Source organism: Capnocytophaga catalasegens (assembly GCF_026005215.1).
GTDB classification, from domain to species: Bacteria; Bacteroidota; Bacteroidia; order Flavobacteriales; family Flavobacteriaceae; genus Capnocytophaga; species Capnocytophaga catalasegens.
The window spans coordinates 1-15,775 of record NZ_BPMA01000002.1 but is presented as its reverse complement, the minus strand read 5'-3'; the positions used below and the strand labels follow the sequence as shown (position 1 = coordinate 15,775).

The 15,775-nt window shown below is 34.0% G+C and carries 12 protein-coding genes; 3 read left to right on the top strand and 9 right to left on the bottom strand.

The window, feature by feature from the left end:
* Nucleotides 1-81: 81 nt before the first annotated feature.
* From lolA1 to ribB, 3 genes are all read left to right on the top strand, one after another.
* Nucleotides 82-729: an outer membrane lipoprotein periplasmic chaperone LolA1 gene (gene lolA1 / locus OO775_RS00230; RefSeq protein ID WP_264844951.1), complete on the top strand. Its 648-nt coding sequence runs from the start codon at nt 82-84 to the stop codon at nt 727-729.
* A 72-nt stretch (nt 730-801) separates the two neighbouring features.
* Nucleotides 802-2,244: an LptF/LptG family permease gene (locus tag OO775_RS00225; RefSeq protein ID WP_264844950.1), complete on the top strand. Its 1,443-nt coding sequence runs from the start codon at nt 802-804 to the stop codon at nt 2,242-2,244.
* Nucleotides 2,229-3,356, top strand: coding sequence for a 3,4-dihydroxy-2-butanone-4-phosphate synthase (ribB, locus tag OO775_RS00220; protein ID WP_264844948.1), 1,128 nt, complete (start codon nt 2,229-2,231; stop codon nt 3,354-3,356). Before OO775_RS00225 ends, ribB begins: the two co-directional genes overlap by 16 nt.
* A gap of 19 nt (nt 3,357-3,375) precedes the next feature.
* Here ribB and OO775_RS00215 read toward each other — a convergent pair whose 3' ends face one another.
* The 9 genes from OO775_RS00215 to OO775_RS00175 all read right to left on the bottom strand — a co-directional run bounded on the left by OO775_RS00215 (nt 3,376) and on the right by OO775_RS00175 (nt 15,213).
* Nucleotides 3,376-3,939, bottom strand: coding sequence for a 5-formyltetrahydrofolate cyclo-ligase (locus tag OO775_RS00215; protein WP_264844947.1), 564 nt, complete (start codon nt 3,937-3,939; stop codon nt 3,376-3,378).
* A complete protein-coding gene (locus OO775_RS00210) occupies nt 3,939-5,429 on the bottom strand; it encodes a cellulose synthase family protein (RefSeq protein WP_264844946.1) in 1,491 nt (496 codons plus the stop codon). Before OO775_RS00210 ends, OO775_RS00215 begins: the two co-directional genes overlap by 1 nt.
* 171 nt (nt 5,430-5,600) lie before the next feature.
* Nucleotides 5,601-8,858 carry a S41 family peptidase gene (locus OO775_RS00205; protein ID WP_264844944.1) on the bottom strand — a complete coding sequence of 1,086 codons (3,258 nt, stop codon included), beginning with the start codon at nt 8,856-8,858 and terminating at the stop codon, nt 5,601-5,603.
* Nucleotides 8,859-9,036: 178 nt separating this feature from the next.
* A complete protein-coding gene (gene guaB, locus OO775_RS00200; RefSeq protein ID WP_264844942.1) occupies nt 9,037-10,509 on the bottom strand; it encodes an IMP dehydrogenase in 1,473 nt (490 codons plus the stop codon).
* 374 nt (nt 10,510-10,883) lie between these two features.
* Nucleotides 10,884-11,942 (bottom strand): dTDP-glucose 4,6-dehydratase, encoded by a 1,059-nt coding sequence (gene rfbB / locus OO775_RS00195; protein WP_264845061.1) that lies wholly within the window; start codon nt 11,940-11,942, stop codon nt 10,884-10,886.
* A 59-nt stretch (nt 11,943-12,001) separates the two neighbouring features.
* On the bottom strand, nt 12,002-12,865 hold the full coding sequence (gene rfbD, locus OO775_RS00190) for a dTDP-4-dehydrorhamnose reductase (protein ID WP_264844940.1): 864 nt from the start codon (nt 12,863-12,865) through the stop codon (nt 12,002-12,004).
* A complete protein-coding gene (gene rfbC / locus OO775_RS00185; RefSeq protein WP_264844939.1) occupies nt 12,862-13,431 on the bottom strand; it encodes a dTDP-4-dehydrorhamnose 3,5-epimerase in 570 nt (189 codons plus the stop codon). The genes rfbD and rfbC overlap by 4 nt, the downstream gene beginning before the upstream one ends.
* 47 nt (nt 13,432-13,478) lie before the next feature.
* Nucleotides 13,479-14,351, bottom strand: a complete 873-nt coding sequence (rfbA, locus tag OO775_RS00180) for a glucose-1-phosphate thymidylyltransferase RfbA (RefSeq protein ID WP_264844937.1) — start codon at nt 14,349-14,351, stop codon at nt 13,479-13,481.
* Nucleotides 14,352-14,415: 64 nt separating this feature from the next.
* Nucleotides 14,416-15,213 carry an HAD family hydrolase gene (locus OO775_RS00175; protein ID WP_264844934.1) on the bottom strand — a complete coding sequence of 266 codons (798 nt, stop codon included), beginning with the start codon at nt 15,211-15,213 and terminating at the stop codon, nt 14,416-14,418.
* Between the last annotated feature and the right edge of the window lie 562 nt (nt 15,214-15,775).

The following is a 15,775-nucleotide window of genomic DNA, read 5'->3' as shown; positions in this document are numbered from 1 at the left end:
TAGTTAGGTGATATTTTTTTGGTATCATTTTTGCTAATCAAAGGTAAAAATATTATCTGATAAACATACAAAAATAATAAAATGAACCGATTTTTTACATTATTAGCGATATTTGTTGTGGGAATTACTTCGGCACAAAATGCAAATATCAAAGCTAAAAAACTGCTTGATGAAGTATATAATAAAGTAATTTCGTATAAGAATATACAAATTGATTTTCGCTATATGCTTGATAATCCCAAAGAAAATATCAAACAAGAAACACGTGGTGATGTAACTTTGGAAGGAGAAAAATATGTTATTAACTATCTGGGAGTAACTCAAATATTTGATGGGAAAAATATTTACACGATAACTCCTGAAAATGAAGAAATTACTATTGAGTCTGCAACAAATAAAAAAGAAGAACTCTATTCCCCTTCTAGTATGCTTACTTTTTACCGAAAAGGTTATACTTATAAGTGGGATATAGAGCAAAATGTGAAGGGACGAAAAATTCAGTATATTGACTTGAAACCAACTAAAAACGACAGCAATATTAAACAAATTCTTCTCGGAATTGATAGTATGACCAAACATATTTACAATGTTATTCAAATTGATAAAAAAGATGTCCGCACCACTATTGTTGTCAATCAGATAAAAACTAATCAGATATTGCCAGAGAACAAATTTCAATTTGATGAAACCAAATATAAAAAAGAAGGCTATTACATATCAAGATTTTAATATATTATTTTAAAACAAAAACATTAGTATAAAGTTTTATGACTTTATACTTTTCCTTTTTACTTTTGTACAATGAAAATTCTCAACCGATACATATTAACTCGATTTTTGATTAACTTTTTTAGTGGTTTTTTCATCATTGTATTGATATTTGTATTTCATACAATATGGCTGTATATTGACGAATTTGCAGGAAAAGGAATTAGTATTTGGATTATTGTTAAGTTTATTTTACTTATGCTCCCCAATCTAATTCCTATTATTCTTCCGCTAACAGTTGTTCTTTCATCAATTATGACAATGGGAGCTTTTGCCGAAAGTTATGAATTTGCAGCCATGAAATCTTCTGGTGTATCACTTTTTAGGGCTTTGCGTATTTTGATAATTTTTATGTTTGTTCTAAGTTTGTCTGTATTTTTTACAAGTAATAACCTGCAACCTGTGGCTCATAAAAAAGCAGCCGATTTGAGAAGAAATGTTCAGCAAGTACAACCATCAGCAGCCATAAGCGAAGGCATCTTCACTCATATACAAGGATTTGCTATTAAAGTTCGCAAGAAAACGGGGGAAAATGGGCAATATTTGCACGATGTTATTATTCATCAGACAGAATATAACGTTAATAGAACTGTGATAAAAGCCAAAGAAGGTGAACTCATAAGCGAGAACAATATGTCAAACGTACTGCAATTAGTACTCAAAGATGGAACCTATTACAGAGATATAAGAAACGACCATAGTCATATTACATTTCCTTTTGCTAAGACAAAATTTGAAACTTATACAATGAATATTGATGTTAGTCAAGCCGAAGTTGATCTCAATCAAGAAAGTGATAGGGGCTCTTATAAGTCTATGAATGTCAATCAATTATCATATGTTTTAGACTCTTTGAAAACAGAACATAAAGCCAGTATAGAAGCTTTTGGAGAAAGTTTATATCGCCGTACTGGGATTGGTTTTGTTCAAGGGCGAGGACCTAATTCAGAAAAAAAATATAAAGATACAATACGAAATTTTGGGGAGTTAAAAAATTTCTTTTCAGATGATTACAAAAGAAGTCAATTGTATAGTTTAGCCAAAGATAATAACAATTCGTTACGGAATAATCTAGAATCTAGAAAAGAAGATATTAAATTAAAAAACAAAATTATCAATGTTTATACGCTAACGTTAAGCGATAAGTTTGCTTTGGCTTTTACTTGTTTTGTGTTATTTTTTGTTGCAGCTCCTTTAGGTGCTTTTATCAGAAAAGGAGGTATGGGACTTCCGTTAGTAGTTGCTATGGGGCTTTTTCTTTCGTATTATTTCTTAGGAATGTTTATGAAAAGTATGGCAGAAAATGGACATCTGAATGCTATAATTGCCCCTTGGATACCTACTTTTATATTATTACCTTTGGGAATGTATTTGACTATTCGTATTAACCAAGACAAGCCTGTGTTTCAGTTTGCAGAGCGTTTTTTTACTATTAAAAATATTTTAAAATCGATAAAAAAATGGAAAATAAAATAAAATTAAACACTATACAAGAAGCTATTGAAGATATTCAACAAGGGAAAATGGTTATTGTTGTTGATGATGAAGACCGAGAAAATGAAGGTGATTTTGTCGCAGCAGCAGAAAAAGTAACTCCCGAAATGATTAACTTTATGACATTATACGGTCGCGGACTCTTATGTACGCCATTGTTAGAGAGTCGTTGTAAGGAATTGGGTTTGGATATGATGGTTGAGAACAATACGGTACTTCATCATACCCAATTTACAGTTTCTATTGATTTGAAAGGGCATGGTTGTACAACAGGAATTTCTGTATTTGACCGCGCCAAAACCATTCAAGCTTTAGTGAATTCTGCTACAAAACCTGAAGATTTTGGTCGTCCCGGGCATATCTTCCCGTTAAAAGCCAAAGAAGGAGGCGTACTACGAAGAACAGGACACACTGAAGCAGCAGTCGATTTGGCTCGATTGGCAGGGCTTAATCCCGCAGGAATTTTAATTGAAATACTAAACGAAGATGGTTCTATGGCACGACTTCCACAACTTATGGAAATTGCCAAAAAACATCAAATGAAGATTATTTCTATTGAAGATTTAGTGGCTTATCGTATGCGTAACGACCGACTTATCAATAAGAAAGAAGATTTTACCATAGAAACAGATTATGGACAATTTCGTCTAAGAGCTTACGAACAAACAACTAATAATCAAATTCATTTGGCTTTTACCAAAGGCAATTGGAAAGAAAATGAAGCGGTTCTTACACGTGTGCATTCTACTTTTATTAGCAATAATATTTTGGAACTAATTGCTAAAAATCAAGATAATGAGTTAGACCGAATTTTTAAAAAAATAGCACAAGAAGGCAAAGGAGTAGTGGTTGTAATCAGTCAAGAAGATTATTCATTGAATTTGTTACAACGTATTCAACAACTCAAAGCCTTGCAAAATGGCGAAAAAATCTCTTTATCCAAAAGCACAGAGAGTAAAGACTTTGGTATAGGTGCTCAAATTATTCACGACTTACAAATATCTAATATGAGATTATTGACTAACTCTGAACCTTCACGATATGTAGGTATGTCGGGCTACGGATTAGAAATATCAGAGTATGTAACGTATTGATTTGTAAGGTATAAAGGAATTAAAATTTGAAAATAGTTTGGGGAGTGATACAATAATCAAGAGGAATATCATTTTGTGAAATATCTGAAATTTCTTTTTCGGGAGGGAAAAATGATAAACCGATTTTAAGAACATCAAAGCGGCATTCTAAAAAAAATCGGTCGTAGAATCCTTTGCCATATCCTATCCGATTTCCTTGTATATCATAAGCTAAAAGAGGTACGAAAATCACATCAATCAATTGAGGTTCTATTGGAATGCCTCCATCAGGTTCTGGAATTCCTTGTGAGTTAATTTTTATTAAAGTTTGGTCAGTAAGTAGAAAATGTTTTAACCTATTTTCCTCAAAAATCGTTTTTGAAGTGGCTATATTTTTGTCTTTACCAAAAAGAATATTCAATAAGTACTGTGTATTAACTTCATTCTGGTTTTCTATTGAGAAAAAAATATGATATAGGCGTTTATTCCAAATAGGTAATGTAAGTGATTGATTAGCAATATCTAGACTTTGTAAATCACGAAGAGCCTCCGAAAGGGAAGCTCTTTTTTCTTTGTATATTTTTCGTAAAGTATGTTTGTTCATTATGCCTTGGGTACTAATGATTTATAAAAAACAAAACCAAATCCGAAACAGAGCATCAAGTGAAAAGGAAATAGTCCAAAATCATTGAGTTTGATACCACTATACAATCCAAAAAGGAAATAAAGCATTAGCAAAAATTCCAAAATCATATTAGGAGAAAGTTTTGTATTGATATATTTGTTTCCTTTCCAAGAGTCTTTAAGATTACTAATATTGAACTTGGGAGTACGGACAAACTCACTTTTTTTTCCTGTATAACCTTCTAAAACAGCAATTACATTGTGTAGCGAAAACCCTAAGGCAACAGAGAAAAATGTAAAAAATAATTTTATATAATCAACAAAATCGTCAAAAGTTTTCCCTTGAATATTTTTATAAGTTATCCAATAACAACAGAAAAGAATAATAGTACTAGCTATGAAAAAACTCGTTACTTGAAAGACCCAAGCTAAGTTTGGATACGCATTTTTGATATACATCATCGGAACGCTAAGCACCGCTACAATGAATACATATAAGAACATAGAACTATTGAGCAAGTGCATTACTCCGTGAAATTTTGTTTTCCAATTGATGTTTTTAGCAGTTAATACTGCACGAACCGATTTTTTGAATACCTCAGCACCGCCTTTGTTCCAGCGAAATTGTTGTGAGCGCGCTGCAGAAACCACCACAGGAAGTTCGGCAGGCGTTTCAACATCTTCTAAGTATTTGAATTTCCAATTGCGAAGTTGAGCTCGATAACTCAAATCTAAGTCTTCGGTTAGTGTATCGCCTTCCCAATTACCAGCGTCAAGGATAGTTGCTTTACGCCAAATACCCGCAGTACCGTTAAAGTTAATAAAATGTCCTTCGCTGTTTCGCCCAACTTGTTCCAAAGTGAAGTGGGTATCAAGAGCAAGTGCTTGAATTTTAGTAAGTAATGAATAATTTCGATTGATGTGCCCCCAGCGAGTTTGCACTACTCCAATTTTTTCATCCTTGAAATAAACAATGGTTTTTTTAAGCCAATCGGGTTGAGGCATAAAATCTGCATCAAAAATAGCTATGAAATCACCTTTGGCAAAAGCTGTAGCTGCTTTCAGTGCACCGGCTTTGAATCCTTCTCTGTTTTCGCGCCGAACATGAATAATATCTAAACCTGTTTTTTGTAATTCCGCTATAATTCGAGCTGTTTCTGAAACAGATTCGTCGGTAGAATCATCTAAAACTTGAATTTCTAATTTGTTTTTAGGATATTCGAGTTTGGCAATATTTTCCAATAAACGCGGTACTACATATTTTTCATTGTAGATAGGAAGTTGTACAGTTACATATGGAATTTCCCTTGGATCAAGTAGGTTAAATTTTGGAGCATCATCGGTTTGTTTTTTATGTTTGAGATAGTTAATCGACAGATTAAGAATTGACAAACTATAAAAAAAGATAAGCAATAATGCCAAACAATAAATGCTTACAATTGTGTATGTGATAATTAGACCTAAATCCATACTTTTTTGATTTTGATTTTCGTTGCAAATGTACAGACTTTTTTTTTATAACAAAAAAGTAAAGCAAAAAAAATAAGTCAAATATTAAAAAAGTGAGTATTTCCTAAGGTTTTAAAAAATAAAATTTTCAAATTTGACTTATAAATAAAATGATAAATGCAAGATTTAAAGTCATTTTTTTATTTGATTTAATAATTCTTCTACAGCTTTTTTAAGTTGAGTATCTTCTCCTTTTACTATTTTATTAAGATCAAGAGGAGCATATATATCTGGGTCGAGTTGATCATTTTCCAAGTAAGTTCCATCAATTTTTTCGTATCCCACTACGGGAATTCCAAAATTAAGAGAAGTATCTTGAAGAGTAACCCAATTAACCGAAGTCATTGTACCTGCTACGGGCATTCCCACAAGTTTGCCAATACCTGTATGTTTATAAACCCAAGGGGTGCCGTGTGCATTTGAATAATCAGCTTCATTCATAAGCATAATAGAAGGTTTTGTCCATCGGCGACTTGGCATATCAGCATATTTTTTGCCTTGTACCTTTTGAGTTAGATATTTTTTTGCACTGAAAAGTACTTCGATATCCTCATGAAGTCGACCACCTCCGTTATATCGAATATCAATAACAATTCCCTCTTTGTCATAGTATTTTCCGAGCAAATCTGTATATATTTCTCGAAAACTATCATCACCCATTGAAGGAATATGTACATAACCTAAGCGACCATTAGACCATTTTTCGACATCTTTGGCACGTTGTTTTACCCATCGTTTGTACTGAAGTTTATTCCAATCGCTTGTAGATAAGGGCTTTATGATTTCGTCCCATCGTTTACCATCTTTTGGATTGTAGAGAGAAATCAATACTTTTTTCTGAACTTTTCCTTCCAGAAGTATGGCATAATCCGTTTGTTGTGTTATCTCTTCTCCGTCAATTTTTTCAATAATAACGCCTTTTTCTGCTTTAGATTGAAAATTATCAAATGGACTATTGACTACAATTTCATCAATCACTAAGCCTTTTCCATTTTTTGGAGTACTTACAAAAGCACCTAATTGTGCCGTAGCTTCATCTGCCGATGTGGAAGGATAATATCTTGCCCCAGTGTGTGAAACATTGAGTTCTCCTAACAATTCGCTTAGCATTTCGGCAAAATCATAATTATTATTTATATATGGTAAAAATTTTCGGTATTCTTGCGTGAGTTTTTCCCAATTAACTCTGTGTAAATCTTTAATATAAAAACGTTCTTTTATTTCGCGTTTGACCATATCAAACATAAATTCTCGTTCCTTGACAAGGTCAATTTTTGCCGAAGCATTGAATGAAATGGATTTAAATTTTTCTGATGGAATTTCCATTACTTGCATTTTTTGACTTCCAAGCAAGAAGATATTTTTCCCATCTTTATCCATATCGAAGTAAAGAGAATTTCCATTAATTTTGGATAATAATTTGGTCGATTTCTCGCGCAAATCGTGTACCCAGAGGTCATATCCACTTTCAAAAGCAGCCAGGTAGTACAATTTTTTCCCGTCTTTACTTATGATAGCATCTCCTAAAACAGACGAATTTGGAGTAAGTCGAACAATCCGTTCTTGAAGATTGTCAAATTCTATTTTTATATCTTTCTTTTTAGTCGAATTCTTATCAGAGATACTATCTTTTTTACTTTCTTTTTGGTCAAATTCTTCGGAAGATTTTTTAGATTTATTTTCTTTTTTAGAAGCTTCAGTGTAGAGCTCAAATTCTTCTTTATTCATCAAATATTTGTCAAAAGCCTCTCGATTTAAAAAAGCAATTACAACATCGCGCATAGAACCCCATGAAGCGTGATTTCTCATTCCGTAACGTTCTGTATTCCAGATTATTGCATTCCCATCAAGCGCCCATCTTGGATTGGTATTCGTATAACCACTTTCGGTAATATTAAACACTTCATTACCACCTTCACTACTTACAATACCTATATCATAATATGGAGCATGATTTCGTGCAACATACTGAATTACAAACCATTTTCCATCAGGCGACCATTTATAATGAAAATATCCACTACGTTCCAGTTGGTATTTTCCATCAGTAATAATACGTGTTTTTTTGCTATCTAAATTATATACAACAAGTTCAGTTCGATTGCGTACAAAAGCAATTTCTTTGCCATCAGGAGAAAATTGAGGATACATTTTTTCAGAAGAATCATTTTTAATGAGTTTTTCTTCGGAAATTTGTACAGCATTTGCAAAATTCATATCTTCACTTCGGGTTATTTGCGATTTGTACAAATCCCAGTATCCATCGCGATAGCTCGAATAAACAAGTGAGCGTCCGTCAAAGGCAAAAGTAATATTGGCTTCAGCCGAAGCAGTTTTAGTAATTTGTTTTGTTGTAGTATAATCGGTTGAAGTAACAAAAACATCGCCACGAATAGCCATAGCTATTTGCTTGCCATTGGCAGAAACGGCTATCGAAGTTGCTCCTGATGAAAAATTTAATTTCTGTTCCTGAATGTTAGAAACATCATTACGTATGGAAATAATAACTTTTTCAGGTTTTTCACCTTCTTTGAGTGTGTATAATTCGCCTTTGTAACCGAATGCAAGCATTCCATTGGTAGCCATCGAAAGGAAACGAACAGGAAAATCTTTGAAAAAAGTAAGTTGCTTAGGGTTATCAATATTCTTTAAATCTGCTTTAAAAACATTAAAAGAACCATTTCGTTCACTTAAAAAGTAAAAAGATTGATTATCAGTAGTATATATCGGATTTCGGTCTTCTCCTTTCCAGTGGGTAAGTTGGGTATGTGTGTTATTTTTCAAGTCGTATGACCAAATATCGCGTGTAATTGACGAGGTGTGATGTTTGCGCCATTGATTTTCAAATCCTTTTATATCTTGATACAACATTTTATTTCCGTTAGTACTGAAATTAACGCATTCTGCTGGGGTTGATAAAATTCGCTCGGGGCTTCCTCCATTTATAGAAATCTTGTATAATTGATGAAAATTACGAAATGGATAAAGTGCATTTTGAGCTTCGGTTCCAATGCTTGCTGAAAAAATAACAAATTTTCCGTCTTTTGAAAAAGTGTAAGGCGTAGCACTAGCCGAATGGAAAGTTAGTTGAGTAGCCTCTGAACCTTCACTATTCATAATAAATATACGTTGATAGCCTCCTTTGCGATCGCTTGTAAAAGCTATTTTTTTACTATCGGGAGACCAAATAGGCTTGGTTTCGTACCCCGAATGTGTAGTTAAGCGGATTGCTTCACCTCCTGTAACAGGTACTTTGTAAATATCTCCCTGATATGAAAAAGCAATATATTTTCCATCGGGAGAGATGGATGCGTATCTAAGCCATGAAGGAGCTTGCGCAAATAAATTCGTTGAAAAACTTAAAAAGAAAAGATAAAAAAGAATTCTCATTTTGAATTGTATTTGATGTGTAATAAATAATTGATTTTTTGTTTATAATTCAATATATAAAAGTAACTACCACACAGTCATTAAGTATTTGTAAATAAAATACTTATGCGCTAAATTGATAAAATTATAATGAAATTCAAGTACAAATTATTTCTGTATAACTTGTATTTTTTGTTATTTATCTAGAATAATTGGGGGCTTCTTTGGTAATGGTAACGTTGTGTGGATGGCTTTCAACAATACCGCTTGCTGTAATTCGTACAAATTTTCCAACCTCTTGCAGGGTAGGAATGTCTTTGGCTCCGCAATATCCCATACCAGCACGTAACCCACCAATGAACTGATGCATACTCTCTTGGAGTTCTCCTTTGTATGGTACGCGTCCTACAATTCCTTCGGGAACGAGTTTTTTGATGTCGTCTTCCACATCTTGAAAATAGCGGTCTTTGCTTCCTTTTTCCATAGCTTCCACAGAGCCCATTCCTCGATATGATTTGAATTTTCGTCCTTCAAAAATAATAGTTTCCCCTGGGGATTCTTTGATTCCTGCCAAAAGTGACCCAAGCATTACGCTATGGGCTCCAGCAGCAATTGCTTTGACAATATCACCTGTGTAACGAATACCTCCGTCTGCAATAACAGGAATATTTTTACCCTTTAAGGCTTGTGCTACTTGCATAACCGCAGAAAGCTGAGGATATCCAACGCCAGCAACTACACGCGTAGTACAGATAGAACCCGGTCCGATACCTACTTTTACAGCATCGGCACCATTTTCTGCCAGATAAATTGCTGCTTCGGCAGTAGCTATGTTTCCTACTACGATGTCTAAATCAGGAAATTTGGCCTTTACCGATTTTAAAACAGAAACAACTCCTTTGGTATGTCCGTGAGCAGTATCAATGATAACAGCATCGACACCAGCACCAACAAGAGCCTCTGCTCGTTCGGTAGCATCGGCGGTAACTCCCAAAGCAGCGGCAACACGTAGGCGACCTAAGTGGTCTTTGTTTGAAATAGATTTTTTTTGAAGTTTGGCAATATCTCGGAAAGTTATCAGACCGACTAATTTATTGTCTTTTCCAATAACAGGAAGTTTTTCAATTTTGTTTTTTTCGAGGATTTTTTCTGCTTCAAGCATTGAAATACCTTCTAAGGCAGTGATTAGATTCTGATGAGTCATCACCTCGACAATCGGACGTTTGGTATTTCGTTCAAAACGTAAATCTCTATTAGTAACAATCCCTTTGAGAATACCATTCGCATCAACAATAGGAATGCCACCAATACTATTTTCTTTCATACAAAGTTTTGCATCACCTACAGTAGCTGTTAGAGAAAGGGTAACAGGGTCAATAATCATGCCACTTTCGGCACGTTTTACTTTTCGCACATTTAAGGCTTGCTTGTCAATGGTCATATTCTTATGAAGCACGCCAATACCTCCTTCACGTGCCATAGCAATTGCCATAGCCGATTCGGTTACAGTATCCATCGCAGCGGAAACCACTGGAACATTCAGTGTGATATTTCTTGAAAATAAAGTTTGAATAGAGACATCTCTAGGTAGTACTTCGGAATAATTAGGGACTAATAAAACATCATCGTAAGTGAGTCCTTCACTTATAATTTTAGGATTTTCTGAATTCATAAGGCAACTTTTTGTAGTTGCACGCAAATATAGGTCAAAAAAATAATATGACAAATTTTTTCTTTAAAAAAATAGAGTAGGAGTAGGGTAAATATTTTTTAGAGTTAGTTGTTTGTAAATCACCGAGATATTATTTTTATTTAAAATAATTAAAAATAATTTTGTTTTTTTGAAAAATGGTTTTACCTTTGCGGTGTTGTTGTTTGAAATGCGAATCTTCGCATAAGCAAAATGAAATAAAAATTAATAGTGTTTTTTATGTTTCATTTGCAATTCTGACAGGTATGTTCTTTTTAGTGTTTATATCAGTTGTTTAGCCTTGTCAGAATTAGTTAGTTTTAAGTAGAGAAATACCCGTTTTTACGGGTATTTTTTTATCTATTTTTGTACATCTCTTCGTAATATTTCTGGTAATTTCCAGCCGTTACATTATCTATCCACGCTTGATTGTCCAGATACCATTTGACGGTTTTTCGGATTCCTTCTTCAAACTGTAACGAAGGCTCCCAACCCAATTTGTTTTTGATTTTCGTAGCATCAATGGCATAACGTAAATCGTGTCCAGCTCGGTCAGTAACGTACGTTATTAGCTTTTCAGAAGTTCCTTCGGGACGTCCCAATTGTTTATCTACTTCTTTGATAATCAAACGGATAAGGTCGATGTTTTTCCATTCGTTAAATCCGCCAATGTTATATGTGTCGCCTATTTTTCCTTTGTGGAAAATAACATCAATGGCACGTGCGTGGTCTTCCACAAAAAGCCAATCACGGACATTTTCGCCTTTTCCGTAAACGGGAAGCGGTTTGTTGTTTTGTATGTTGTTGATAAACAATGGAATTAGCTTCTCAGGAAATTGATAACTTCCATAATTATTCGAGCAGTTGGAAATCACGGTCGGCAATCCATACGTATCTTGATAGGCTCTTACAAAATGGTCAGACGAGGCTTTCGATGCCGAATAAGGCGAATGCGGGTCGTATTTGGTGTTTTCTGTGAAAAGGGTGTCGTCCATTTCCAACGCTCCATACACCTCATCAGTGGAAACGTGGTAAAATAGTTTGTCTTTCCAATCGCTATTCCATACCTCACGAGCTGCTTGTAATAGCGAAAGCGTTCCCATTACGTTGGTTTTGGCAAATGTAAAAGGGTCTTTTATGCTTCTATCTACGTGACTTTCAGCAGCTAAGTGAATAATCGCATTGATTTTTTTGCTTTCAATAAGTTGTTTCATTGCTTCGAAATCACAAATGTCAGCCTTGACAAATTCGTAATTTGGAGCATTTTCGATGTCTTTGAGGTTTTCGAGATTTCCTGCATACGTCAGAAAATCTAAATTGATGATGTTGTACTGCGGATATTTATTGACAAACAACCGAACAACGTGTGAGCCAATAAATCCAGCTCCACCAGTGATTAATATATTTTTCATTATGTATATTTTTTAAGTTTCATGTAGGGGCAAAAAATGTTTTGCCCTTTCAAAAGTAAAATTTAAATATTCGGATTTTTCGCTTGACTTTTTCTAAAACTTTTTGTCCAATGCGGAATAGAATAGTTAAAATCTGTTTTAAGTTTTGTTTTGTCCAATACAGAATAACTTGGGCGAGTTACTTTACTTGGGAATTCGTCTGATAAACAAGGTTTTACGATACAATTGTTTCCAGACAAACGCACAATTTCAGTAGCAAAATCGAACCACGAACATACGCCTTCGTTTGAAAAATGATAGGTTTCTTGTTGGTTTTTCAGTAAATCATTTTCGATGACATACACGATAAAATCGGCTAAATCAGCGGCATTAGTAGGTGTTCCGACTTGGTCAAAAACCACTTTCAATTCCGCACGTTTGCTACTCAATTTTTGAATAGTTTTTACAAAATTATGTCCAAAAATGGAATATAACCACGAAGTTCGCACTATTAAATGTGGAATATTTGCCTTTCTGATGCAATTTTCTCCATCGAATTTCGTTTGACCATAAACTCCCAATGGTTTTTCAGCGTCTTTTTCGGTGTAAGGCGTATTTTTTTCTCCCGAAAATACATAATCGGTGGAAATATGAATCATCTTGCTTGATGTTTTCTGACAAGCATCAGCTAAAAATTCCATAGCCAAACAGTTGACTTTGTGAGCGTTTTCAGGCTCATCTTCAGCTCTGTCTACTTGGGTGTAAGCAGCACAATTTACCACTATATTTATTTGATTATCAACAAAAAAGCGTAGTACAGCCTCTTTATTGGTAATGTCTAATTGCTGAATATCTGTAAAGATATAATTGTTATTCGATGATTTTTTTACGATATTTCTTATCTCCGAACCTAACTGACCGCTGGCTCCTGTTATTAAAATGTTCATTCGTACAAATCTTGATTATAATCAAACAAAAAAGCGTCTTTCAATAGTGGACTTTCTTTGTCTTTTTGTGAAAGGATGATATCTTTTTGTGGAATTTTCCAATCAATTTGCAAAGCTGGGTCAGACCAAAGTACGCTGCCTTCCTCCTGTGGAGCGTAATAATTATCACATTTATACTGGAAAATCACCTCTTGACTAAGTACCGCAAATCCGTGAGCAAATCCTCTTGGGACAAACAATTGCCTTTTGTTTTTGCCTGAAAGTTCTACGGCTACGTGTTTGCCAAAAGTGGGTGAACCTTTGCGAATATCTACCGTCACATCAAGGACTTTCCCTTGTACCACGCGTACTAATTTTGATTGAGTAAAAGGCGGTTTCTGAAAGTGTAATCCTCTCAAAACGCCGTACTTAGACTTCGATTCGTTATCTTGTACAAAGGTTGTTTTACATATATTTTCTACAAATTTTTGCTGAGAAAACGATTCGAAAAAATAACCACGCTCATCATCAAAAATCTTCGGTTCGATGATAAAAACTTCTTTTATTTCCGTTGGGATTATGTTCATATTTTACCTTAATAATAAACATAACTTACCAAAAAGTAAGCTAAAAACTATTTTAATAAATCCATTAAATATTGCCCGTACTGATTTTTAAGCATTGGCTTGGCTAGCTCTTGGACTTTATCGGCAGAAATCCAACCTTTTTTGTAGGCGATTTCCTCCAAGCAAGAAATTTTTAACCCTTGGCGTTTTTCGAGAGTTTCTACAAAATTCGAGGCTTCGGAAAGTGAATCGTGCGTACCGGTGTCAAGCCACGCAAAACCACGTCCTAATAGCTGGACTTTCAGTTCGTTATCTTTTAAAAATTCTTGATTTACAGTGGTGATTTCCAATTCTCCTCGTGCAGAAGGTTTGATGCTTTTGGCTATTTCGACTACCTTATTTGGGTAAAAATACAGCCCCACCACAGCATAATTGGACTTTGGTATTTTTGGTTTTTCTTCAATAGAAAGAACATTTCCATTTTGGTCAAATTTGGCCACTCCGTAGCGTTCAGGGTCTTTGACATAGTAGCCAAAAACGGTTGCTTTGCGTTCTTTTTCAGCTGTTTCTACTGATTCTACAAGCATTTTTGTAAAATGCTGACCATAGAAAATATTATCGCCCAAAACAAGGCAAACATCTTCATTTCCAATGAATTTCTCTCCGATAATGAAGGCTTGTGCCAATCCGTCGGGCGAAGGTTGTTTGGCATACTCGATTTTCAAACCAAAATCGCTTCCATCACCGAGCAAACGCTCAAATCCGCCCAAATCTTGCGGTGTAGAAATAACCAAAATTTCCCGAATACCTGCCAGCATCAGCACCGATAGTGGATAGTAAATCATTGGTTTGTCATAAATGGGAAGCAACTGTTTTGAAATGCCCTTTGTAATTGGGTAAAGCCTTGTGCCTGAGCCTCCTGCAAGAATAATTCCTTTCATATATTTTTTTATTATATATTTATATATTCTAAATTTTATGGAATGATATATTCAGAAATTGAAACTATATCAATTCTGATTCGAAAAATTTTCTTATTTGCCTTGTTACGCCTTGGTTTTCATTATCAAAATCTGTGATATAATTAGCAACTTTTTTAACCTCTTCTTCTGCATTTTTCATAGCAAAACTATATTTGGCAAAACGCATCATCTCCAAGTCGTTGAGGTGATCCCCAAAAACAGCAGTTTCAGAAACCGTTACGTCTAAGTATTTTTGTAGGTATGCAAGAGCATTGCCTTTGTTGGTGTCTTTTTTCATTACATCAAGCCAAGTTTTTCCCGAAATAGCTATATTTAGCTGTTGTCCAAACTTTGCCAGAAGAGGATATAGGTTTGTACGTATATCTTTTTTATCGTAAATAGCTAATTTAAAAAATACATCATTAATATTTTCAAAAGTCTCAACTCTCTGGTGTGCAGGATAGTAAGGGAGGTATTGCGCAAAGATACCTTCATCTTTGGTTTTGATATAAGTATATTTTTTGCCACAAAGCCCAATTCCTACGCTGTTAACCTTTTCACAGACTTTTATAATAGATGTTAAGAGTGAAAATGGTACAGAATCTTCATAAAGCAAAGTACCTTTACTTACCAAAGAAGCACCATTGTCTGGAATGAATATTAAATCATCAGCAATCGGAGCAAAAAGTTGTTGCAAACCTTGAATTTGTCTTCCACTTGCAATACAAAAACCAATACTTCTCTCTTTCAACTCCTGAAACAGAGACCAGAAATCTGTAGGAATTTCTTTCTTACTATTGACCAGTGTTCCATCAATGTCAGAGACAATAAGTTTTATCATAAAAAAATTATTAAGTGGCAAAGATAATGTTTTTTTTATAGATATAACATCAAAAAAAGTTTTTTTCAAGAAAATACGTTGTAACTCTGATAACTATTTTAGTTTTTTAGATAATGTTTGTATATTAACTTGATTCATTTGCAGAGTTCAATGCGATGTTTTTCCATTTCAATTGATACAACTTTGAAAGGTAAGTTATCGAATGATTATTTTTAAGCGATTTATTGCCAATATTTTCATATTTCCGACAGAAAATAGAAGTTATTTTATGTTGAAAATACAAAAAATAGTTGTAATTTCGTTTTTGTGGAGCATTGAGAAATAGAAATGAAGTTTTATAATTCAGGAATAAGATATGATAAAATATAAAAAAAGACAAAATTATTTGCTAATTATCTTTTTCTGTATCTTTTGGCCTACAAACAGAACTTTTTTGGTAAAAAGTGAGTGAATCATAGAGTAACCATCTCTTTTTATATTTCTACTGTTATCTAAACAAAAACAACCAATTTAGAAAATAGCTGTATATAGGTAATTTAATTTTTGTATATCCGTAATCACT

Excerpts from the sequence above, each read along its gene's own strand:
- lolA1 (WP_264844951.1), top strand. The coding sequence starts at position 82 with ATGAACCGATTTTTTACATTATTAGCGATATTTGTTGTGGGAATTACT.
- OO775_RS00225 (WP_264844950.1), top strand. The coding sequence starts at position 802 with ATGAAAATTCTCAACCGATACATATTAACTCGATTTTTGATTAACTTT.
- ribB (WP_264844948.1), top strand. The coding sequence starts at position 2,229 with ATGGAAAATAAAATAAAATTAAACACTATACAAGAAGCTATTGAAGAT.
- OO775_RS00215 (WP_264844947.1), bottom strand. The coding sequence starts at position 3,939 with ATGAACAAACATACTTTACGAAAAATATACAAAGAAAAAAGAGCTTCC.
- OO775_RS00210 (WP_264844946.1), bottom strand. The coding sequence starts at position 5,429 with ATGGATTTAGGTCTAATTATCACATACACAATTGTAAGCATTTATTGT.
- OO775_RS00205 (WP_264844944.1), bottom strand. The coding sequence starts at position 8,858 with ATGAGAATTCTTTTTTATCTTTTCTTTTTAAGTTTTTCAACGAATTTA.
- guaB (WP_264844942.1), bottom strand. The coding sequence starts at position 10,509 with ATGAATTCAGAAAATCCTAAAATTATAAGTGAAGGACTCACTTACGAT.
- rfbD (WP_264844940.1), bottom strand. The coding sequence starts at position 12,865 with ATGAACATTTTAATAACAGGAGCCAGCGGTCAGTTAGGTTCGGAGATA.
- rfbC (WP_264844939.1), bottom strand. The coding sequence starts at position 13,431 with ATGAACATAATCCCAACGGAAATAAAAGAAGTTTTTATCATCGAACCG.
- rfbA (WP_264844937.1), bottom strand. The coding sequence starts at position 14,351 with ATGAAAGGAATTATTCTTGCAGGAGGCTCAGGCACAAGGCTTTACCCA.
- OO775_RS00175 (WP_264844934.1), bottom strand. The coding sequence starts at position 15,213 with ATGATAAAACTTATTGTCTCTGACATTGATGGAACACTGGTCAATAGT.